The sequence below is a fragment of the Nonomuraea typhae genome, assembly GCF_009760925.1.
GTDB lineage: Bacteria > Actinomycetota > Actinomycetes > Streptosporangiales > Streptosporangiaceae > Nonomuraea > Nonomuraea typhae.
The window spans coordinates 1031436-1053787 of sequence record NZ_VRLV01000001.1; the positions used below are offsets into that span (position 1 = coordinate 1031436).

10 protein-coding genes are annotated in these 22352 nt (G+C 75.4%); 6 read left to right on the forward strand and 4 right to left on the reverse strand.

The genetic code is table 11. The annotated features are described in order from the left end of the window. The first annotated feature begins 10 nt into the window (after nucleotides 1–10). From FVE25_RS04855 to FVE25_RS04875, 5 genes are read left to right on the forward strand one after another with little or no spacing between them, the layout of a single operon-like run. A complete protein-coding gene (locus tag FVE25_RS04855; RefSeq protein ID WP_157245129.1) occupies nucleotides 11–583 on the forward strand; it encodes a GNAT family N-acetyltransferase in 573 nt (190 codons plus the stop codon). After that, nucleotides 577–1863 (forward strand): lysine N(6)-hydroxylase/L-ornithine N(5)-oxygenase family protein, encoded by a 1287-nt coding sequence (locus tag FVE25_RS04860; RefSeq protein WP_157245130.1) that lies wholly within the window; start codon nucleotides 577–579, stop codon nucleotides 1861–1863. Before FVE25_RS04855 ends, FVE25_RS04860 begins: the two co-directional genes overlap by 7 nt. Then, nucleotides 1860–4904: a non-ribosomal peptide synthetase gene (locus FVE25_RS04865; protein ID WP_157245131.1), complete on the forward strand. Its 3045-nt coding sequence runs from the start codon at nucleotides 1860–1862 to the stop codon at nucleotides 4902–4904. Before FVE25_RS04860 ends, FVE25_RS04865 begins: the two co-directional genes overlap by 4 nt. Beyond that, complete coding sequence (locus FVE25_RS04870; RefSeq protein WP_181019443.1) at nucleotides 4901–16306, forward strand: non-ribosomal peptide synthetase; 11406 nt, start codon at nucleotides 4901–4903, stop codon at nucleotides 16304–16306. Before FVE25_RS04865 ends, FVE25_RS04870 begins: the two co-directional genes overlap by 4 nt. Next, complete coding sequence (locus FVE25_RS04875) at nucleotides 16303–16512, forward strand: MbtH family protein (protein WP_157245133.1); 210 nt, start codon at nucleotides 16303–16305, stop codon at nucleotides 16510–16512. The genes FVE25_RS04870 and FVE25_RS04875 overlap by 4 nt, the downstream gene beginning before the upstream one ends. 145 nt (nucleotides 16513–16657) lie before the next feature. On the opposite strand, the gene entS is transcribed toward FVE25_RS04875, so the two are convergent. Further along, nucleotides 16658–17908, reverse strand: coding sequence for an enterobactin transporter EntS (gene entS, locus FVE25_RS04880; RefSeq protein ID WP_157245134.1), 1251 nt, complete (start codon nucleotides 17906–17908; stop codon nucleotides 16658–16660). Between the two features lie 79 nt (nucleotides 17909–17987). On the opposite strand from entS, the gene FVE25_RS04885 reads away from it, so the two are divergent. Beyond that, a complete protein-coding gene (locus tag FVE25_RS04885) occupies nucleotides 17988–19019 on the forward strand; it encodes an ABC transporter substrate-binding protein (RefSeq protein ID WP_157245135.1) in 1032 nt (343 codons plus the stop codon). Here FVE25_RS04885 and FVE25_RS04890 read toward each other — a convergent pair. From FVE25_RS04890 to FVE25_RS04900, 3 genes are read right to left on the reverse strand one after another with little or no spacing between them, the layout of a single operon-like run. Beyond that, on the reverse strand, nucleotides 19006–20076 hold the full coding sequence (locus tag FVE25_RS04890; RefSeq protein ID WP_157245136.1) for a FecCD family ABC transporter permease: 1071 nt from the start codon (nucleotides 20074–20076) through the stop codon (nucleotides 19006–19008). The genes FVE25_RS04885 and FVE25_RS04890 overlap by 14 nt on opposite strands. Further along, on the reverse strand, nucleotides 20073–21245 hold the full coding sequence (locus FVE25_RS04895; protein WP_246266616.1) for a FecCD family ABC transporter permease: 1173 nt from the start codon (nucleotides 21243–21245) through the stop codon (nucleotides 20073–20075). Before FVE25_RS04895 ends, FVE25_RS04890 begins: the two co-directional genes overlap by 4 nt. Nucleotides 21246–21267: 22 nt before the next feature. Then, nucleotides 21268–22338 (reverse strand): PucR family transcriptional regulator, encoded by a 1071-nt coding sequence (locus FVE25_RS04900; protein WP_157245137.1) that lies wholly within the window; start codon nucleotides 22336–22338, stop codon nucleotides 21268–21270. Nucleotides 22339–22352 lie beyond the last annotated feature (14 nt).

Here is a 22352-nt window from a genome sequence, read left to right on the forward strand (position 1 = left end):
GGAGAGGTAAGTGCTGAAGGAGCTCACAGGGCCGCCGCCGCTGCCCGCGACCGACGGACGGTGGCAGGTGTCGGTGGTCGATCCCCGCGCCGGTGACGCCGACCTCGTCCACGCGTGGATGAACGCGCCGCACGTGGCCACCGCCTGGGATCAGGCCTGGCCCCTGGATCGCTGGACCGCCGAGCTGGACCGGCAACTCGGCGGCGAGCACTCCCGCCCCTGCCTGGCCCACCTCGGCGGCGAGCCGGTCGCCTACCTGGAGATCTACCGCGTGCTGCGCGACCGCCTCGCGCCGCTGTATCCCTTCCGCCGCGACGACCTGGGCGTGCACATCGCTATCGGCGCGCCGGGCAACATCGGCCGGGGCCTCGGCCGCGACCTGCTGCGCACCGTCGCCGAGGGCCTGCTCGCCGCCGAGCCCGCCTGCACCCGCGTGGTCGCCGAGCCGAACGTCCTCAACACCGCCTCCATCCGCGCCTTCACCGCCGCCGGCTACCGGCGGGCCGGCGAGGTCACCATGCCGCACAAGACCGCCGCGCTCATGGTCTTCCCGCGCACCGAGGGGGACCTCCCCCGATGGTGAACACCGTTCACGACCTGGTGGGGATCGGTTTCGGCCCCTCCAACCTGGCCCTGGCCATCGCCCTGAACGAGGCCGAGGGCGCCGGCGTCGACGCGCTGTTCCTGGAGAAGCAGGAGGCGTTCGGCTGGCACCGCGGCATGCTCCTCGACGGGGCCACCATGCAGGTGTCCTTCCTGAAGGACCTCGTCACCATGCGCAACCCGGCCAGCGCCTACAGCTTCGTCGGCTACCTGCACGCCAAGGAGCGCCTGGCCGAGTTCATCAACCAGAAGACCATGTACCCGACCCGGCTGGAGTTCCACGACTACCTCGAATGGGTGGCCGCCCACTTCGAGCACGTCGTGCGCTACGGCACCGAGGTCATCACCGTCGACCCGGTCGTGCGCGACGGCGAGGTCCGCGGCCTCGACATCGTCAGCCGCGCCGACGGCGAACTGCTCACCCACCGCACCCGCAACGTCGCCATCGCCGCCGGCCTGCGGCCCGTGCTGCCCGAAGGCGTCATCTCCGGCGACCGGGTCTGGCACAGCCAGGAACTCCTGCACCGCCTGGACGCCTTCGCCGAGCCGTACCCGCGCAGGTTCGTCGTGGTCGGCGCCGGGCAGAGCGCCGCGGAGGTCGTGGAGCACCTGCACACCCGCTTCCCGTCGGCCGAGATCTGCGCGGTCTTCTCCCGGTACGGCTACAGCCCGGCCGACGACAGCCCCTTCGCCAACTCGATCTTCGACCCGGCGGCCGTCGACCACTTCTTCGAGGCGCCCGGCGACGTCAAGCGCCAGCTCATGGGCTACCACGCCAACACCAACTACTCCGTCGTCGACCTGGACCTGCTGCAGGAGCTGTACCGGCGCATCTACCAGGAGAAGGTGGCCGGGCGGCCGCGGCTGCGGATCATGAACATGTGCCGGGCCGCCGGGCTGGAGACCCGCCCCGGCGGCGTGTCGGTGGGGGTGCGCTCGCTGGTGTCGGGAGAGTCCGCGACCCTGAATGCCGACGCCGTCGTCTACGCCACCGGCTACCGCCCCACCGACCCGCTGGACCTGCTCGGCGCGGCGGGCGAGTACTGCCTGCGCGACGCGTCCGGCGAGCTGAAGGTGGGCCGTGACCACCGCGTCGAGACCTCGCCCGAGATGATCTGCGGCATCTACCTTCAGGGCGCCACCGAGCACACCCACGGGATCACCTCCACGCTGCTGTCCACCACGGCCGTGCGCTCCGGCGAGATCCTGCGCTCGGTGCGCGCGCACGCCAGGTCCGGGGTCGGGGAGCCGGCCCGGTGACCAGCGCACCGCGCACCCTCCTGGACCTCATCGAGGACCGGATCGCGGCCACGCCGCAGGCGCCCGCCGTCCGGCATGGCACGGTCCAGCTCACCTTCGCCGAGCTGGACCATGCCGCCGGGGCCCTGGCCGGGCGCCTGGCCGCGCTCGGCGCGGGGCCGGAGCGGACCGTGGCCGTCTGCCTGCCGCGCTCGCCCGACCTCGTCGTCGCCCTGGTCGCCGTGCTGAAGACGGGCGCCGCCTATCTGCCGCTCGACCCGGACTATCCGGCGGAGCGGGTGGAGTACATGCTGGCCGACGCCCGTCCGGTGGCCGTGGTCCGCCCCGGCTCCGTGACGCCCGGCGCCGGCGCGCCGCGGGAGACCGGAGGGCGGGCCGCGCCGGGGAACCCGGCCTACGTGATCTACACCTCCGGCTCCACCGGGCGCCCCAAGGGCGTCATGGTCGCGCACGAGGCCATCGTCAACCGGCTGCGGTGGATGCAGGCCGAGTACGGGCTCGGTGCGGACGACCGGGTCCTGCAGAAGACGCCGTCCAGCTTCGACGTGTCGGTGTGGGAGTTCTTCTGGCCCCTGATCGCCGGGGCGACGCTGGTGCTGGCCGACCCCGGCGGGCACCGCGACCCCGCCTACCTGGCCGCGCTCATCCAGCGGGAGCACATCACCACCGTCCACTTCGTGCCGTCGATGCTGCGGGCCTTCCTCGCCGACCCCTCCGCGGCGGGGTGCGCCTCACTGCGCCGGGTGATCTGCAGCGGCGAGGAACTGCCCGCCGACCTGGCCGCCGCCTTCCACCGGGTGCTGGGCGATCGGCTGCACAACCTGTACGGCCCGACCGAGGCGGCCGTGGACGTCACCTCGTGGGCGTGCCGGCCGGGTGAGGGCGGGACGGTGCCCATCGGGCTACCGGTGTGGAACACCCGGATCCACGTGCTGGGGCCCGATCTGCGGCCGGTGCCGGACGGGGAGCTCGGGGAGCTGTACATCGGCGGGATCCAGCTCGCCCGCGGCTACCTCGGGCGGCCGGGGCTGACCGCCGAGCGGTTCACCGCCGACCCCTCCGGGCCTCCGGGGAGCCGGATGTACCGGACAGGGGATCTGGCCAGGCGGCGGCCCGGCGGCGTGGTGGAGTACGCCGGCCGGGCCGACGACCAGGTGAAGATCCGCGGGTTCCGGGTGGAGCCGGGGGAGATCGCCGCGGTGCTCGCGGACTGCCCCGGGATCCGGCACGCCGCGGTCGTCGCCCGCGAGGACCGGCCGCACCTGGTACGGCTGGTCGCCTACGTGGTGCCCGAGACCGGTGGCGCCGGGGCGGAGGTTTCCGGGGTCACGCCCGAGGCGGATGCGCGGGCCTTCGCCGCGTGGGCGGAGGGCTGGCGGGAGTTCGCCGCCGCGCGGCTGCCCGCGCACATGGTTCCGTCGGCCTTCGTCCCGATGGCGGCGCTGCCCGTGACGGTCAACGGCAAGCTCGACCGGGCGGCGCTGCCCGAGCCCGAGCGGGAGACCGGCGAGGCCGCCCCGGACACCCCGGCCGAGCGGACGCTGGCCGGGTTGTTCGCCGAGATCCTCGGGCTGCCCGAGGTGGGCGCCGAGGACGATTTCTTCCGGCTCGGCGGCGACAGCATCCTGGCGCTGACCCTGATCGGCCGCGCCAGGGCGGAGAACCTGACGCTGACCGCCCGGCAGGTGCTGGAACTGGGCACGGTCCGGGCCCTGGCCGCCGCGGCCGGGCGAGGCGTGGCGCACGAGCCGCCCGGGGCGGCGCTGGGCGTCGTCCCGGCCACGCCGATCATGCGCTGGCTGCTGGAGCGCGGCGACCCGATCGACGGGTTCAGCCAGTCGGTGACCCTGCGCCTGCCCGCCGACGTGGACGCCGACCGGCTCACGGCCGCGCTCCAGCGGGTCGTGGACCACCACGACCTGCTGCGCGCACGCCTCGCGGGCGAGACCCTGGAGGTGCCGCCGCCCGGCACGGTGGACGCCGCCGCGATCCTGCGCCACGCCGGCCCCGCGCGCGGCCTGGCGCAGGAGGCCGAGGACGCCAGGAAGCGGCTGGCGCCGCGGGAGGGCGTGATGCTTCAGGCCGTGTGGTCACGCGGCGCCCGGGAGCTGCGCCTGGTCGCCCACCACCTGGTGATCGACGGCGTCTCCTGGCGCATCCTGGCCGAAGACCTCGCCCGCGCCTACGCCGGCGCCGAACTGCCCCGCTCCACCTCCTTCCGGACCTGGGCCGGCGCCCTCGCCGCGCGCGAGCACCGGGACGAGCTGCCCCACTGGGTCGCGGCGCTCGCCGGAGCGCCCACCGGGCAGCCGCGTGGCCCGGTGGGACGCCTGACCGTGAGCGTGCCGCCGGAGGAGACCGCGCCGCTCCTGGGCTACGAGGGCGCGGAGAGCACCGCGGAACTCCTGCTCACCGCCCTGGCCGCCGCCCTGTCCAGGGACGGCTCCGCCGTACTGGTGGATCTCGAGGGGCACGGGCGCGAGGACGAGCACGCCGACCTGTCGCGCACGGTCGGCTGGTTCACCAGCATCTTCCCCGTCCGGCTGGACCCGGGCCCGCTCGACTGGGCCGACCTGGTCGCGGGCGGGCCGGCGGCCGGGCGGGCGCTGGAGCGGGTCACCGGGCGGCTGCGGGCGGTGCCGGGCAAGGGCGCCGGGTACGGCGTCCTGCGTCACCTGGACCGCGCGCCCGAGCTGGCCGGCAGGCCCCGGATCTGCGTCAACTACCTGGGCCGCTTCACCGCCTCCGGCGCGGACTGGGCCATGGCGCCCGAGCCGGGCTCGCTGGCCGACGCCGTGGAGGAGCGGCTGCGGCCCGCCCACGAGCTGACGATCGACGCCGCCGTGGTCGAGTACGCGGCCGGGCCGCAGCTCGACCTCACCTTCACCTGGGCCGCCGGCGCCTTCGACGACGAGCGCGCCCGCGACCTGGCCGGCGCCTGGGCGGCCGCGCTGGGCGGGCTGGCGGGCACGGGCCGGATGCCCTCCCTGGTCACCCTCGACCAGGACGAACTTGCCGAATTCGAGGAGATGCTCCATTGAGCCGCGTCCAGGACGTCTGGCCACTGACCCCCCTGCAGGAAGGACTGCTCTTCCACGCCCTGGGCGACGAGGCCGACCCGTACGTCGTGCACACCGCCGTGGACCTCCACGGCCCGCTGGACGCCGCCGCGCTGCGGGCCGCGGCCGAGGAGCTGCTGCGCCGCCACGACAACCTGCGCGCCGCCTTCACCCACCGCAGGAACGGCGAGCCGGTGCAGGTCATCGCCGCCGAGGTGAGGCTGCCGTGGCGGGAGGCGGATCTGAGCGGGCAGCCGGAGCAGGCGGCCGCGCTGATCGCGGAGGAGGAACGGGCGGCGGGCTTCGACCTGACCGCGCCGCCGCTGGTGCGGTTCGCGCTGCTGCGGCTGGCGCCGGGCCGCCACCGCCTGCTGGTCACCAACCACCACCTGCTGCTCGACGGGTGGTCGCTCACCCTGCTCCTGCGCGAGCTCATGGCCCTGTACGGCGGCGCCGCCCTGCCCGCGGCCGTGCCGTACCGGGACTATCTGACCTGGCTGGCCGGGCAGGACCGGCAGGCGGCGGTGGCCGCCTGGCGAGAGCACCTGGCGGGGCTGCCGGGGCCCGCGCTCCTGGCGGGCGGGCCGGGCGAGCCGGGCGGCGCCGTGGGGGAGGTGGTCACGGAGCTGCCCGAGGAGCTGACCGCGCGGCTGTCCGGGCTGGCCAGGGAGCACGGGTGCACGCTGAACATGGTCGTCCAGACGGCCTGGGCGGTCGTGCTGGGCGTGCTGACCGGGCGTGACGACGTGGTGTTCGGCACCACGGTCTCCGGCCGCCCGGCGGAGCTGCCCGGCGTGGACGGGATGGTGGGGTTGTTCATCAACACCGTGCCGGTGCGGGTGCGGCTGCGGCCCGGCGCCACGGTGGGGGAGCAGCTGTCCGGGCTGCGGGCGGAGCAGGCGCGGGTGAGCGGGTTCTCGCACGTGTCGCCGGCCGAGATCCGGGCGGGGGCGCTGTTCGACACGCTGCTGCTGTTCGAGAACCACCCGATCGGCGGGCTGAGCGGCGCCCGGGGCGTCGAGGTCGCCGGGGCGGCCGAGCGCGATGCCACCCACTATCCGCTGACCGTGTGCGTGCGGCCGGGCGCGCGGCTGCGGGTGGAGTTCTCCTACCGGGAGGGCGCCTTCGACCGGGAGACGGCCGGCCGGTTCCTCGGGTACTTCGTGCGGGCGCTGACCGGAATGGCCGATGACCCCGGGCAGCCGATCGGGCTCCTTGACGTGCTGCCCGAGTCCGGCGTGATCCTGGGCGAGTGGGCCGGGGCCGTCGCGGCGGCCCCCGAGGACACCCTCGACGCGGCCTTCCGGGCCCAGGCGCGCAAGACGCCGGCGGCCGTCGCGACCGTGGGCGCGGACGGGGCCGCGCTCACCTTCGCCGAGCTGGACGCCGAGGCGAACCGGCTGGCCAGGGCCCTCATCGCCCGCGGCATCGGCGCGGAGGACCTGGTCGCCCTGCAACTGCCGCGCGGCACCGGGATGGTCGCGGCCGTTCTCGGCGTCTGGCGGGCGGGCGCCGCCTACCTGCCGGTCGACCCCCGCTACCCGGCCGACCGGATCGCGCACATGCTGGCCGACGCCCGTCCGGCGCTCGTGCTCACCGGCCTGCCGGAGGAGGGCCACGACTCCGGGCCGCTCGCGCCCGGCGAGCGGGTGCGGCCGCTGCTGCCCGCCCACCCCGCCTACGTCATCTACACCTCGGGCTCGACCGGCCGGCCGAAGGGCGTCTCGGTGCCCCACGCCGCCGTGGTCAACCTGCTGGCCGCCCACCGCGCCGACGTGATCGCCCGCGGCGAGGACGCGGTGGGCGGGCGGCGGCTGCGGGTGGCGCACGCGGCCTCGTTCTCCTTCGACGCCTCCCTGGATCCGCTGCTGTGGATGCTGGCCGGGCACGAGCTCCACGTCCTGGACGAGGACACCTGCCAGGACCCCGAGCTGCTGGCCGCCTACGTGGCGCGCGAGCGGGTCGACTATCTCGACGTGACCCCGTCGTACCTGCCGCCGCTGCTGGCGGCCGGGGTGTTCGGCGACGGGCATCGGCCCGCCGTCCTGGCCGTCGGCGGCGAGGCGATCCCCGAGCCGCTGTGGCGGCGGCTGCGCGACGTCCCCGGGCTGGTCGCCCGCGACCTGTACGGCCCGACCGAGTGCGCCGTGGACGCCTATCTGCGCCGCGAGGACGGCAGCGCCGCCCCGATCCCCGGCGACCGGGTCTACGTGCTGGACGCGCACCTGCGCCCGGTGCCCGCCGGGGTGACCGGCGAGCTCTATCTCGCGGGCGCCGGGCTGGCCCGCGGCTACCTGGGGCGGCCCGGGCTGAGCGCGGAGCGGTTCGTCGCCTGCCCGTTCGGGGCGCCGGGCGAGCGGATGTACCGGACGGGCGACCTGGCCCGCTGGAGCGCCGGAGGCGTGCTGGAGTTCGCCGGGCGCGCCGACGACCAGGTGAAGATCCGCGGGCACCGGGTGGAGCCGGGCGAGGTGGAGTCGGCGCTGGCCGGGCATCCGCTGCTGGCGCACGCGGTGGTGGCGGTCCGGGAGGACCGGCCGGGGGAGCGCCGGCTGGTCGCCTACGCCGTGCCGTCCGGGGCGGCGGTGGAGCGGGACCTGCGTGCCTATCTGGCCGCGCGGCTGCCCGCGTACATGGTGCCGTCGGCGTTCGTGCTGCTGGAGGCGCTGCCGCTGCTGCCCAACGGCAAGGTGGACCGCGCCGCGCTGCCCGCGCCGGGCGCGGCCGCCGCGCCCGAGGGCCGGGAGGCGCGCGGGGCGGTCGAACGGCGGCTGTGCGAGCTGGTCGCCGAGGTGCTCGGCACCGGGCCGGTCGGCATCGACGACGACTTCTTCGAGCTGGGCGGGCACTCGCTGCTGGCCGCGCGGCTGGTCAGCCGCGTGCGGGCCGAGCTCGGCTCGTCGCTCGGGGTGCGCGCGGTGTTCGCGGCCCCGACCGTGGCCGCGCTGGCCGGGCGGCTGGGCCCGGCGGGCGACCGTCCCGCGCTGGTGGCGGGCGAGCGTCCGGTACGGCTGCCGCTCTCGCACGCCCAGCGGCGGCTGTGGTTCCAGCACCAGCTCGAAGGGCCGTCGGCCACCTACACGATGCCGCTGGTGCTCTCGCTGGGTGAGACGGCCGAGGTGTCCCGGTTGCGCGCGGCGCTGGGTGACGTCGTGGCCCGGCACGAGGTGCTGCGGACGCTGATCGGCCACGAGGGGGGCGAGCCGTACCAGGTGATCCTCTCGCCGGAGGAGGCGCGGGCGCGGCTGCTCGTGCTGGCCGGGGCGGGGGATCCGGCGCACGCCTTCGACCTGTCGGCCGAGCTGCCCGTGCGGGCGTGGGCCGACGGTTCCCGGGTGCTGCTGGTGCTGCACCACATCGCCGGGGACGAGTGGTCGGTGCGCCCGCTGGTGAACGACCTGACCGCGGCCTACCGGGGGCGGGCCGCCGACCTGGCGCCGCTGCCGGTGCAGTACGCCGACTACGCCCTGTGGCAGCGGCGCTGGCTCGGGTCCGCGGAGGATCCGGCCAGCCCGCTGGCCAGGCAGCTCGCCTACTGGCGGCACGCGCTCGACGGGGCGCCCGCGGCGGTGCGGCTGCCGGTGGACCGGGCCTATCCGGCCGAGATCTCGTGGCGGGGGGCGAGCGCCGGGTTCCGGGTGCGGGCGGCCGGGCTGCGGGAGCTGGCACGGCGGACCGGGTCCTCGACGTTCATGGTGGTGCACGCGGCGGTGGCGGCGTTGCTGTCCCGGTTGGGGGCGGGGACGGACATCGCGCTGGGGACGCCGGTGGCGGGGCGTTCGGATGAGGCGTTGGCCGATTTGGTGGGATTTTTTGTGAATACGGTGGTGTTGCGGGCCGACACCTCCGGGAATCCGGCGTTCCTGGAACTGATGGAACGGGTGCGCGACGCCGACCTGGCCGCCTTCGACCACGCCGACGTCCCGTTCGACCTGGTCGTCGAGGCGATCAGCCCGGCCAGGGAGCCCGGGCGGCATCCACTGTTCCAGGTCATGATCGCCTACCAGCACGGCGACTCCGGCGTGGCCGACGTCGGGCTGGACGTGGCCAAGTTCGAGCTCACCTTCGCCTTCACCGAGACGGGCGAGGTCATCGAGGGGCAGGTCGAGTACCGCACCGACCTGTTCGGCCGGGCCGCCGCCGAGGGGCTGGCCGACCGGCTGGCCGCGCTTCTGGAGCAGGTCGCGGCCGAGCCGGAACGGCCGATCGGCGAGCTGGCCGTGCCCGCGATGGACTCGGCCGCCGTGCCCGCCGTGGCGGCGGCGGACGGCGGGCACGAGCCGCGCACCGCCGCCGAGCGCGCGTTGTGCCGCCTGTTCGCCGAGGTGCTCGACGTGCCGCGGGCCGGCGTCCACGACGACTTCTTCGCGCTCGGCGGGCACTCGCTGCTGGCGGTGAAGCTCACCGGCCGGATCCGCGCCGATCTGGGGGCCGAGGTCGCGCTGCGCGAGGTCTTCCGGTTCCCGACCGTCGCCGGGCTGGCCGCGCGGCTGGCCCCCGCGCGGCGGCAGGGGCCGGCGCCGGTGGAGCGGCCCGAGCGGGTGCCGCTGTCGGCGGCGCAGCGGCGGCTGTGGTTCCTGCACCGGCTGGAGGGGCCGTCGGACACCTACAACATCCCGATCCGGCTGCGGCTGCGCGGACCGCTCAAGACCGGGCCGCTGCGGGCCGCGCTGGGTGACGTGGTCGCCCGGCACGAGGTGCTGCGCACGCTCATCCGGGACGTGGACGGCGAGCCGTACCAGCTGATCCTCCCGCCGGAGGAGGCGCGGGCGCGGCTGCTCGTGCTGACCGGGGCCGGGGATCCGGCGCACGCCTTCGACCTGGCCGCCGAGCTGCCCGTCCGGGCGTGGATCCGGGCCGAGGGCGACGGCGCGCACGTGCTGACCCTGGTGCTGCACCACATCGCCGGGGACGAGTGGTCGATGGGGCCGCTCATGGCCGATCTGGCCGACGCCTACGCCGCGCGGGCCGAGGGCAGGGAGCCGGAGTTCGCGCCGCTGCCGCTGCAGTACGCCGACTACGCCGTCTGGCAGGAAGGCCGGGGCGGTGACCTGGAGTTCTGGGCCGAGGCGCTGGCCGGGCTGCCCGACCGGATCGAGCTGCCCGCCGACCGGCCCAGGACCGCCGGCCAGGAGGGCGGGACGGTGGAGTTCGCCGTGCCCGCCGGAGTGGCCGAGGCGCTGGCCGGGCTGGCGCGGCGCTCGGGAGCGACGATGTTCATGGTGATCCATGCCGCGGTGGCGGCGTTGCTGTCCCGGTTGGGGGCGGGGACGGACATCGCGCTGGGGACGCCGGTGGCGGGGCGTTCGGATGAGGCGTTGGCCGATTTGGTGGGATTTTTCGTGAATACGGTGGTGTTGCGGGCCGACACCTCCGGGGATCCGGCGTTCCTGGAGCTGCTGGAACGGGTGCGCGACGCCGACCTGGCCGCCTTCGACCACGCCGACGTCCCGTTCGACCTGGTCGTCGAGACCCTGGCACCGGGCCGGGCCGACAGCCTCTTCGAGGTGATGATCGCCCACCACGCCGCGCCGCCGGCGCCCCTGCGGCTGCCCGGCCTGAGCGCCACCGAGGAACCGGTCGGGCACGCCACCGCCAAGTTCCCGCTGACCTTCGCCTTCACCGAGACCGGCGACGGGCTCGGCGGCCTGGTCGAGTACCGCAGCGGCATGTTCCGCCCGGAGACCGCCCGGCGGCTGGCCGGATACCTGACCCGCCTGCTGGAGCAGGTCGCCGCCGACCCCGGCCGCCGGATCGGCGAGCTCGACCTCATGCCCGGCGACGAACTGCGCCGGATCCTGCTGGAGTGGAACGACACCGACCGGGACGGCGACCCCGCCACCCTGCCGGAGCTCTTCCGCGCCCAGGCCGCCGCGACGCCCGAGGCGCTCGCGCTCGTCTGCGAGGACGAGAGCCTCACCTACGCCGAGCTGGACGCCTGGACCGACCGGGTCGCCGCCGCCCTGGCCGCCCGCGGCGCGGGACCGGAGCGGGTCGTGGCCATGGCCCTGCCCCGGGGCACCGGGATGGTCGCCGGAGTGCTGGCCATCGCCAAGGCGGGCGCCGCCTACCTGCCGATCGACACCGCCTACCCGGGCGAGCGCATCGCCATGATGCTGGAGGACGCCGCGCCCGTGCTGGTGCTGGCGAGCAGGGAGACCGTGGCCGCGCTGCCCCCGGCGGCCGTGCCGTACCTGCTGCTGGACGAGCTCGGCGGCGGCCCGGCGGAGGAGCCCGGCGGCGGCGTGGCGCCGCTGCCGCGCAACCCCGCGTACGTGATCTTCACCTCGGGCTCCACCGGGCGTCCCAAGGGCGTCGTGCTGGAGCACGCGGGGGTGCGGCAGCTCGTGGCCACGGCCGTCGAGCGGTTCGGGGTCGGGCCGGGCAGCAGGGTGCTGCAGTTCGCCTCGATCAGCTTCGACGTGGCGTTCTGGGAGCTGACCATGTCGTTGTGCACGGGCGCCACGCTGGTCGTGGTCCCCGCCGAGCGGCGGGTGGCCGGGCCCGAGCTGACCGGCTACGTCCGCCGCAACCGCATCACCCACCTGGCGCTGCCGCCCGCGCTGCTGTCGGCGCTGCCGGAGGGGTGCGACCTGCCCGAGGGATCCACGCTGCTCGTCGGCACCGAGACCGTCACCCCGGAACTCGTCCGCCGCTGGTCGGGGCGGCACCGCCTCTTCGACGCCTACGGGCCCACCGAGGCCATGGTCAACTCCACGCTCTGGGAGGCGCGGGGCGACCTGGACACCCTGACCAGCGTCCCGATCGGCCACCCCGACGTCGGCAAGCGCGTCTACATCCTGGACGCCGAGCTGCGGCCGGTGCCGCCGGGCGTCACCGGCGAGCTGTACGTCGCCGGGGCCGGGCTGGCCCGCGGCTATCTCGGCCGGCCGGGGCTGAGCGCGGAGCGGTTCGTGCCCGACCCGTTCGGCAAGCCGGGCGAGCGGATGTACCGCACGGGTGACCTGGCCCGCTGGCGGCACGACGGCGCGGTCGAGTTCGGCGGCCGGGCCGACGGGCAGATCAAGATCCGCGGGTTCCGGATCGAGCCCGGCGAGGTGGAGTCGGCGCTGCTGTCCTGCCCCGGGGTGCGCGAGGCCGCCGTGGTGGCCTGCGAGTACGCGCCCGGTGACACGCGGCTGGTCGCCTACGTCACCGGCGCGCAGAGCGACCCCGCCGTGCTGCGCGGCCATGTCGCCGACCGGCTGCCCGCGCACATGGTCCCGGCCGCCTACGTGGCGCTGGCCGCCCTGCCGCTGATGGTCAACGGCAAGGTGGACCGCAAGGCGCTGCCCGCGCCGTCCGGCGGGGCCGCGGTGAGCTCGCGCGCGCCGCGGACCGCCGCCGAGCGCGCCCTGTGCGAGATCTTCGCCGACCTGCTCGGGGTCGCCCGCGTGGGCATCGACGACGACTTCTTCGCGCTCGGCGGGCACTCCCTGCTGGCGGTACGGCTGGCCGCCCGGATCCGGGCCCGGCTGGGGGCAGAGGTGCCGTTGGGCACCCTGTTCGCCGCCTCCACCGCGGCCGGGCTGGCGGCCGCCCTCCAGCGGCTCGGCGGGGCGCCCGCGCGATCGCGGCCGGCGCCGGTGGAGCGGCCCGACCGGGTGCCGCTGTCGGCGGCGCAGCGGCGGCTGTGGTTCCTGAGCCGGCTCGAGGAGGACTCCGCCTACCACGTGCCGCTCCGGGTTCGGCTGCCGGTGGCCTCCGCCGCCCTGGCCGCCCTGGCCGACGTTCTCGCCCGGCACGAGGTGCTGCGCACGGTCGTCCGGGACGCGGACGGCGAGCCGTACCAGGTGGTCCTTCCCCCGGCCGAGGCGCTGGCCCTGGTCGGCCGGGACCCGGTGCGGCCCTTCGACCTGGCCGCCGAACCGCCCGTGCGCGCCTGGGCGGCGGACGGCGAGCTGCGGCTCGTGCTGCACCACATCGCGGTGGACGAGTGGTCGATGGGGCCGCTGCTGCGGGATCTGGCCACCGCCTACGCCGCCCGGGCCGCCGGGGCGGAGCCGGAGTTCGCGCCGTTGCCGCTGCAGTACGCCGACTACGCGCTCTGGGAGGCCGGTCAGGACGCCGACCTGGGGTTCTGGACGCGGGCGCTGGCCGGGCTGCCGCTCGAGATCCCGCTGCCCGGCGGGGAGTCCGAGGGCGGGGTCGTCGCGTTCCGGGCCGATCCGGGCGGGTTGCAGGAGCTGGCGCGGCGCTCGGGGTCGACGATGTTCATGGTGGTGCATGCGGCGGTGGCGGCGTTGCTGTCGCGGTTGGGGGCGGGGACGGATGTTCCGCTGGGGACGCCGGTGGCGGGGCGTTCGGATGAGGCGTTGGCCGATTTGGTGGGATTTTTCGTGAATACGGTGGTGTTGCGGGCCGACACCTCCGGGGATCCGGCGTTCCTGGAGCTGCTGGAGCGGGTCCGGGCCGCCGACCTGGCCGCCTTCGACCACGCCGACGTGCCCTTCGACCAGGTCGTCGAGGCGGTCAACCCGGAGCGCGCCCCCGGCCGGCACCCCCTGTTCCAGACCATGATCGCCTACCAGCGGGCCGAAGACCTGCCGCTCGAGGTGACCGAGCCGGACGACCTCGCCCAGCCGGGCAAGTTCGACCTGGCCTTCGCCTTCACCGAGACCGGCGACGCCCTCGAGGTGGAGATCGAGTACCGGGACGGCCTGCCCGGCGATCTCCTCGCCCAAGGGCTGGCCGCGCTGCTGGACCAGGTGGCCGCCGACCCCGGGCTGCGCCTGGGCGAGCTGGACCTGCCCGCGCCCGGCGCCGGACCGGCGCCTCGCAGGGCCGCCCGGCGGGTGGCCGCCGCGCTGCGCCGGGCGCCCCGCGGAGCGACGGAGGAGCGCGTGGTGGAGATCTTCGCCGCCGTGCTCGGCGTGCCGGAGGCCGGCGCGCTGGACGACTTCTTCCACCTCGGCGGGCACTCGCTGCTGGCCGTACGGCTGGCCGGGCGGATCAGCGCCGAGTTCGGCGTGCCCGCGACCGTCAGGACCGTCTTCGAGGCGCCGACCGTCGCCGGGCTGGCCCGGCACGTCCTGGCGGGCTCGCCCGGCGGCGAACGGCCGCCGCTGACGCCCGCCGTACGGCCCGAGACGGTGCCGTTGTCGGCGGCGCAGCGGCGGCTGTGGTTCCTGCAGTCGCTGGAGGGCCCCTCGGCCACCTACAACGTGCCGTTCGCGGTACGGCTGCGCGGCCACCTGGACCGCGGGGCGCTGCGCGCGGCGCTGGGCGACGTGGTCACCCGGCACGAGGCCCTGCGCACGCTCATCGGGGAGCGCGACGGCGAGCCGTACCAGGTGATCCTCCCCGCAGGGGAGGCGGTGCGGCGGCTGAACCTCCTCGAGGGGCCGGGTGAGCCGGAGCTGCCCTTCGATCTGAGCGCCGAGCTGCCGATCCGGGCCTGGGCGTCGGACGGCGAGCTCATGCTGGTGCTGCACCACATCGCCAGCGACGAGTGGTCGGCCGGGCCGCTGTGGGCGGACCTGTCGCTGGCCTACGCGGCCCGGGTGGACGGGCGGGCGCCGGAGTTCGCGCCGCTGCCCGTGCAGTACGCCGACTACGCGCTGTGGCAGCAGGGGCGGCCCGGCGACCTCGGCCATTGGCGGGAGGCGCTGGCCGGGCTGCCGGAGTGCCTGCCGTTGCCGCACGACCTGCCGCGTCCGGCCGTGGCCGGCACCGGCGGCGACTCGGCGGGCTTCCAGCTCGGCGCGGAGGTCCTCGACGGGCTGACCGGGCTGGCGCGGCGCTCGGGGTCGACGATGTTCATGGTGGTGCATGCGGCGGTGGCGGCGTTGCTGTCCCGGTTGGGGGCGGGGACGGACATCGCGCTGGGGACGCCGGTGGCGGGGCGTTCGGATGAGGCGTTGGCTGATTTGGTGGGATTTTTCGTGAATACGGTGGTGTTGCGGGCCGACACCGCCGGGGATCCGGCGTTCCTGGAGCTGCTGGAGCGGGTCCGGGCCGCCGACCTGGCCGCCTTCGACCACGCCGACGTCCCCTTCGACGAGGTCGTCCGCGCGACGGCCCCGGCCCGCAGCCTCGCCTGGCACCCGCTGTTCCAGGTCATGATCGCCTACCACCCGGCCCAGCCGCCGCTGGAACCGCTGCCCGGCCTCGACGTCACCCCCGTCGAGGCGGGCACCGGCACGGCCAAGTTCGACCTGGCCATCGCCCTGGCGGAGGACGGCGGCGGCGTCATCGAGTACCGGACGGACCTGTTCACCCGGCCACGGGCCGAAGCGCTGGCCGGCGCCCTGGCCGCGCTCCTGGAGCAGGTGGCGGCCGACCCGGAGGCCAGGCTGTCGGACCTCGTGCCCGGCGCCAGGGAATTGCTCCCCGCCAAGACCGCCGCTTCCCTCCCCGGCGCGCCCGCGGACGTGGCCGCCGACCCGGCGGTGACGGAGCGGATGGCCGGGCTGTTCGCCGAGGTGCTCGGAGGGCCCGCCCCCGGCCCGCGGGAGAACTTCTTCGAGCTGGGCGGCCACTCGCTGCTGGCCGCCAAACTGGTCGGCCGGGTCCGCGCCGAGTTCGGGGCGCCGGTCACGATCAGGACGCTGTTCGAGGCGCCCACCCCGGCCGGGCTGGCGGGGCGGCTGGCCGTACCCCAGGAGGACCGCGGCGCGCTCGAGGTGATCCTGCCCATCAGGACGGGCGGGGACCGGGCGCCGCTGTTCTGCGTGCATCCGCTGTTCGGGCTGGCCTGGTGCTTCATCGGCCTGGCCGGGCTCGTGGACGGCCCCGTCTACGGGGTCCAGGCCCGCGGGCTGGCCGGGCCGTACCCGCTGCCCGCGACGCTGGAGGCGATGGCCGCCGACTACGTGGAGCAGATCCGCACGGTCCAGCCCGAGGGTCCCTACCGGCTGCTCGGCTGGTCGTTCGGCGGGGTGGTCGCCCACGCCATGGCCGCCGCGCTGACCGGGGCGGGGGAGCGGGTGGAACTGCTGGCCATGCTCGACTCCTACCCCCTGCACCCCGGCGAGGAGCCGGAGAGCGGCGACGACGAGCAGGACGCGCTGCGCTTCCTGCTGCGCCTGTCCGGCCACCCCGAGCCCACCGGCCCGGTGGAGCGCGCACATGTGGTCGCCGCGCTGAAGGAGCGGGGCGGCGTCCTGGCCGAGCTGGACGAGCCCACGGTCGGCGCCATGATCGACGCCGCGGTGAACGCCGAGGACCTCATCCGTCCCGGCGCGCACCCCGTCTTCGACGGCGACCTGCTGTTCTTCACCGCGACCGCCGGCAAGGCCGGGACCACGCTGGACTCCGGGCGCTGGCGGCCGTTCGTGACCGGGGCCATCGACGATCACCCGATCGACTGCGAGCATTATGAGCTGGCCGACCCCGTTCCGCTGGCCCGCATCGCCGACATCCTGAAGGAGAAGCTGTCATGACCAACCCCTTCGAGGACGCCGACGGCGTCTACCTGATCCTCGTCAACGACGAGAACCAGCACTCCCTGTGGCCGCAGCGCCTGCCCGTGCCCGCCGGCTGGACCCAGGCGTACGGCCCGGCCTCCCGCACGGCCTGCCTGGAGTACGTCGAGGCGAACTGGACCGACATGCGCCCGGCCAGCCTCATCCGCGCCATGGGCGGCTGACCGCGGGCCGTACTCCCGGCCCGCGCCCGGACGGGCCGGGAGACCGCAACGCGCAGGCCCGCGCTCCCCACGGGCTGCTTCCACGGGCCTCTTCCACGGACCTGGTGACGGTCCTTCTGGAGGCACGGGCACGATGCCCCGAGGGTCAGGAGGTGGCGGCCGGGTCCGTGATCGGGCGGGCGCGGCGCAGGGCGGGGACCGCCAGGGCGAGGCCGGCGACCCCGGCCACGCAGGCCAGCCCACCGGCCACCGCGGCGCCCCCGGGCCCCGCCACTCTGGCCAGCCCGCCCGCGACCACGTTGCCCAGCGCGGGGCCCACGGTCGCCTCGGTGAGCCAGAGGCTCGACACCCGCCCGAGCAGGTGGTCGGGCGTGCGCGACTGGATGACCGCCCCGGCCACCACCTCGGAGATCACCTGCCCGACCCCGGACAACGCCAGGAACGCCAGCATGGCCGGCAGCCACGCGCTGGCCCCGAACCCGGCGATCGCCACCCCCCACAGCCCGATGGCGGCGAGCAGGACCACGCCAGGCCGCCGTACCCGCCCGGTCCACCCGCTGGCCAGCGCGGCCAGCAGCGCCCCCGCGGCGGGCGCGCTGTAGAGGAGCCCGAGGGCGGCCGGGTCCCCGCCCAGCCGCTCGGCCGCGAACGCGGGGAACAGCGCGTACGGCGTGGCGAACAGCGTCCCGCTGAGATCGAGCAGGATCACCCCGGCGATGACCCGATCGCGCCTGGCGAACCGCACCCCTTCGGCGATCGAGCGTAGCGGATGGCTCCGGGCGGCCGGGCCGTCGGGCCGCAGCGGGCGCAGCAGCAGGAGCAGCAGCGTCGTCACGAGCGTGGTGGCGCAGGTGATCGCGTAGCAGGCCCCGAACCCGGGCCCGGCCAGGAGCAGCCCGCCGAGCGAGGGCCCCGCGATGGTGCCGACCTGGGTGGTGATGGAGGTCAGCGCCTCGGCGGCGGTCAGCTTGCCGCGGCCGACGAGCGCGGGCACGGCCGCCATGAGCGCGGTCTCGCTGATCCCGTCGGCCAGCCCGATGAGCCCGGCACACGCGTAGATGGCCCACAGGGCGGGCGACGGCGTGAAGGCGTTGACGGCCAGCAGGGCGAACCCGGCCCCGGCCAGGGCCCGCGAGCCCACGATGAGCAGCCGCCGGTCGATCCGGTCGGCCAGGACGCCGCCGCCCAGCGTCCCCGCCAGCAGGGGCCCGCCGAGGGCCAGGCTGACGAGGCTGACGTGGAAGGACGACCCGGTCATCGTGTACACCTGCACGGCCAGCGCCACCCCGGTGACGCCGATGCCGAGCAGGGAGACCACCCGGGCGGCGAAGACGTAGCGGAAGTCCCGGCTGTCACGTAACGGCGTGAGGTCGATGGCGAGCTGCCCTAGGCGCACGAGTCTCCCCAGATCGTCAAGATGAGGCTAGATTACCGTAAAAAAGGTTAGCCTTACCTAACTGACAAAGGGGCTCTTCATGGCATCCGGCATCACTCGCCGTCAGGCGCTCAGAGGCGGATCGTTCCTCGCGCTCGGCGCTCTGGCCGCAGCGTGCGGCACGGCAGGCCCCGGCGGCCCGGCCGCCGCCCCGGCCACGTCGCCGGCGGGTACGGCCGGCACTCCCGCCGGCCCCTGGACCTTCACCGACGACCGGGGCAAGCAGGTGACGGCCCCGAAGCCGCCCCGGCGCATCGTCGCCTACGTCGGCGCCGCGGCGGCGCTGCAGGACTTCGGCGTGCCGCCGGTCGGCCTGTTCGGCTCCACCACGCTGAAGGACGGCTCCAAAGACCCGCTGGCCGGCGACGTGGACCTGGCCAAGGCCACCTCGATCGGCACCGGGTACGGCGAGTTCAACGTCGAGAAGTACGCCTCGCTCCAGCCGGAGCTCCTGGTCACCACCAAGTTCAACGACCTGGTCTGGTACGTGCCGGAGAAGCAGATGGGCGACATCGAGGCGCTGGCGCCGCTGGTCGCGATCGAGACCGTCAAGGACACCGACCTCAAGAAGGTGCTGGCCCGCTTCGAGGCGCTGGCCGTCTCCCTGGGCGCCGACGTCTCCGCGCCCGCCGTCGCGCAGGCCAAGGCGGCCTTCGACGCGGCCTCGGCCAAGGTGGCGCAGACGGCGAAGAAGGGCCTCAAGGTCCTGGCCGTGGCGGGCGGCCCCGACCAGTTCTGGGTGGCCAGGGCCGGCGCCGGCGGCTACACCGACCTCACGTACCTGGCCTCGCTCGGCCTCGGCCTGGAGAAGGGGGCCGGCGACGACCCGCTGTACGAGACGCTGAGCTGGGAACAGGCCGGCAAGTACAAGGCGGACGTGATCCTCTACGACGCCCGCAGCCAGTGGCTGACGCTGGCGGACATGAAGAAGAAGGCCACCTTCGCCGAGATGCCCGCGGTGAAGGCGGGCCAGGTGATCCCCTGGGCCGTGGAGACCCCCTACAGCTACCAGCGGCAGGCAGCCTGGCTGGACAAGCTCGACGGGCAGCTGTCCGGCTTCAAGCCGCTGTGACCCGCTTGCGGCCCAGCATCCACAGCAGGTAGCCGCCGCCGATCGCGCCCGTGACGACCCCGGTGGGCAGCTGGGCCACGCCGAACAGCCGCTGGGCCGCCAGGTCGCTGACCGCCATCAGCAGGGCCCCCATCGCCGCGCTGGCCCACACCGGCGGCCCCGCCGCCCCGGTGAGCCGGCGGGCCAGCTGCGGCGCGGTCAGCGCCACGAACAGGATCGGCCCGGCCGTCGCGATGGCCACGCAGGTCAGCCCCACCCCGCAGACGAGCGCCACCAGCCGGGTCCGCTCCACGCGCACCCCCAGCCCGGTGGCGACCTCGTCGCCCATCTCCAGCAGCCGCAGCCGGGAGGCCAGCGCGGCCAGTACCGGCAGCACGACCGCGCAGGCCGCCCAGATCGCCGCCACGTGCGCCCACCGGCTCCCGGCCACGCTGCCGACCAGCCAGGTCGCCGCCTGGTTGGCCGCCCACAGGTTGGCCCGTGTGATGAGGTAGGCGTTGACCGCCCCCAGCATCGCCGCCACGCACACCCCGACCAGCACGAACCTGGCCCCGCGCAGCCCGCCGCGGAAGGCCAGCAGATAGATCGCCACCAGCGCGAGCGCGCCCCCGGCCATCGCCGACCCGGACACCGCCCACGACCCGCCGCCCAGGACCAGAATCCCGATCAGCGCCCCGGTGGCCGCCCCCCGGTCCAGCCCGATGATGTCGGGGCTGCCGAGCGCGTTGCGGGTCACCGTCTGCAGGACCGCCCCGCCCACGGCCAGCGCCGCCCCGACCCCGAGCGCGGTCAGCAGGCGGGGCAGCCGCAACCGCATGATCACGAACTGCCCGGCGGCGCCGCCCTCGCCGGTCAGCGTCCGCACCACCTCGGCGGGCGACAGCGGATAGTCGCCGCTCCCGAGGCTGACCACCCCCACGGCCAGCGCCGCCACCACCAGCAGGCAGGTGACCACGGCCGCCCGCACGGAAAGCGGATACGACCACCCGTACGCCCTGAGGGTGAGCCGCCGGCGCGCGCCGGGGTGCCACGCCTTGGCCGTCGCACGCCCGCTCACAGCTCGCCCACCTTCCTCCGGCCGCGCAGGAGCGCGATCAGCACCGGTGCGCCGGCGAAGGCCGTGATGATGCCGACCTCCAGCTCCGCCGGCCGTACCAGAAGCCGCCCGAGCACGTCGCAGGCCAGCAGCAGGGTGGGCGCCAGCAGCATCGAGTACGGCAGCAGCCACCGCTGGTCGGCCCCGATCAGGGCGCGCACGATGTGGGGTACGGCCAGCCCGAGGAAGAAGACCGGCCCCACGGCCGCGGTGGCGGCCCCGCACAGGAGGGTCACGGCGGCCACGGCCAGGAGGCGCGCCCGGCCGACGTCGACCCCGAGCGACCTGGCGGTGTCCTCGCCCAGCGCCAGCGCGTTGAGGGAGGGCCCGAGCCTGAGGGCGAAGAGCGCCCCGGCCGCCAGGAAGACCCAGATCTGGCTCAGGGTGGCCGCGTCCACCGCGGCCAGGGAGCCGACCGACCAGAAGCGGTAGCGGTGCAGGGTGTCGGAGTCCAGCAGCAGCACCGCCCAGACGATCGACAGCAGCGCGGCGTCGGCCGCCGTGCCCACCAGGGCCAGCCGGATCGGGGTGGCTCCGCCGTACCCTCGCGAGCCCAGCGTGTACACCAGCACGGTGGCCCCGGCGGCGCCCGCGAACGCGAACCAGACCGAGCCGCGCAGGTCCGTCAGGCCGAAGAAGGCGAAGGCCAGCGCCACCCCGGTGGCGGCGCCCGCGTTGACGCCGAGGATGCCGGGGTCGGCGAGGGGATTGCGGGTCAGCGACTGCATGATCGCACCCGCCAGCCCGAGGGCGGCGCCGACGCCGAGCCCGACGAGCGTGCGCGGGATGCGCAGGTCCCAGATGGCCGTGACGCCTTCCGCGCCCTCGCGGCGCAGGAGCGCGTCGGCGAGGGCGGACGGGGAGAACTCGGCCGAGCCCAGGGCCACGCTCAGGGCGCACATGAGCAGGAGCGCGAGCACGGCCAGGGTGAGGTTGCGGACGTGGCGGGCCCGGCCCCTGGGCCTCTGAGGTGGGCCGCCCTCACGGGCGTGCGCAGTGGCGTCCAGACGGGCGTCCGGACGGGCGTCCGCATGGGCGTCCGCAGGGGTGTCCGGACGGGCGTCCGCATGGGTGTCCGCAGGGGCGTCCAAAGGGGCGGCACGGCCGTCGGGGGCCGTCGGGGAGGTCACGGGGTCTTAGGCTAGCCTAGCCTTATCCGTTCATCGAGTCTCCCAGCAGGTGAACGGCCTTGAGCCCCAGATGGATGACCAGCCGGTCGTCCCCGTCGTCCAGATCCCGGTTGAGCGCCCGCTCGGCCTTGCCCAGCCGGTAGTAGAGCGTCTGCCGATGCACGCCCAGCTCCGCCGCCGCCTTCTGGGCGTGCCCCCCGAGGTCCAGGTAGACCTCCACGGTCCTGGCCTGCTCCGCCTCCAGCGCGGCCACCTCCGCGGCCAGCTCCCGCAGGTCGTCGCGGCCCAGGCGGGCCAGCAGCCGGTGCACCCCCAGGTCCTCCCAGCGGGCGACGGGGGCGAAACGGGGGAAGTGTTCGGCGATCCGGAGCGCCTGCTGCGCCTCACGCCAGCTCCGCCAGGCGTCGGCCGGGTCCCGGCGCGGCCCGCCGATGCCCGCGGCCGTGCCGTACACCCCCTGAAGGGTCTGCGCGACCTCCGCGGCCAGCTGCGCCGGAGCCAGCAGCGCGACCGGCGAGCCCGTGCGGGCCAGGACGCCGCGCGGCAGGGTCCAGAGCGTGGCCACCCGCTCGGGGGACTCGCGGACGGCCACCGCTGCGACCGGTCCCGGCATGTCGACCGAGACGCCGCCGCGCTCCTCCGGGTCGCCCGAGAGCAGCGCGCGCAGCACCCGGCCGGCGTCCTGGCGGCTGCGCGCCTCGTGGGCCAGGGCGAGCGCCGCCTGCGTGACCAGGCCCGCGGCGCGGGCCAGGACGTCGTCGGTCAGGTTGCCCGAGTCGAGCAGCCACAGGTAGCCGTAGGTCACGTCGCGATGGCGCAGGGGCCAGCAGATTCGGGCCTTCAGGTGATGGTCGTGGTCGGCGGGGATGCGGACCGGGCCGAGCGCCTTGGCGATGCCGAAGCCCTCGAAGTAGTCACGCACGGCGCCCGAGGCGCGGCGGCGCAGGATGACCTCCTGGCGGACCGTGTCGATCTCGTCGTGCTGCGCGTTGTAGGCCAGCAGGCGGAACGAGCGGTCCTCCAGCGTCGCCGAAGCCCCGAGCACGCGGGCGATCTCGTCGACGGTCTCCTGAAGATCGGCAGTGTTGTGCATTTGTATGACAGCCT

Bases quoted from the DNA above. Each gene is read 5' to 3' on its own strand.
- FVE25_RS04860 (WP_157245130.1), top strand. From the start codon at position 577: ATGGTGAACACCGTTCACGACCTGGTGGGGATCGGTTTCGGCCCCTCC.
- FVE25_RS04875 (WP_157245133.1), top strand. From the start codon at position 16,303: ATGACCAACCCCTTCGAGGACGCCGACGGCGTCTACCTGATCCTCGTC.
- FVE25_RS04885 (WP_157245135.1), top strand. From the start codon at position 17,988: ATGGCATCCGGCATCACTCGCCGTCAGGCGCTCAGAGGCGGATCGTTC.
- FVE25_RS04900 (WP_157245137.1), bottom strand. From the start codon at position 22,338: ATGCACAACACTGCCGATCTTCAGGAGACCGTCGACGAGATCGCCCGC.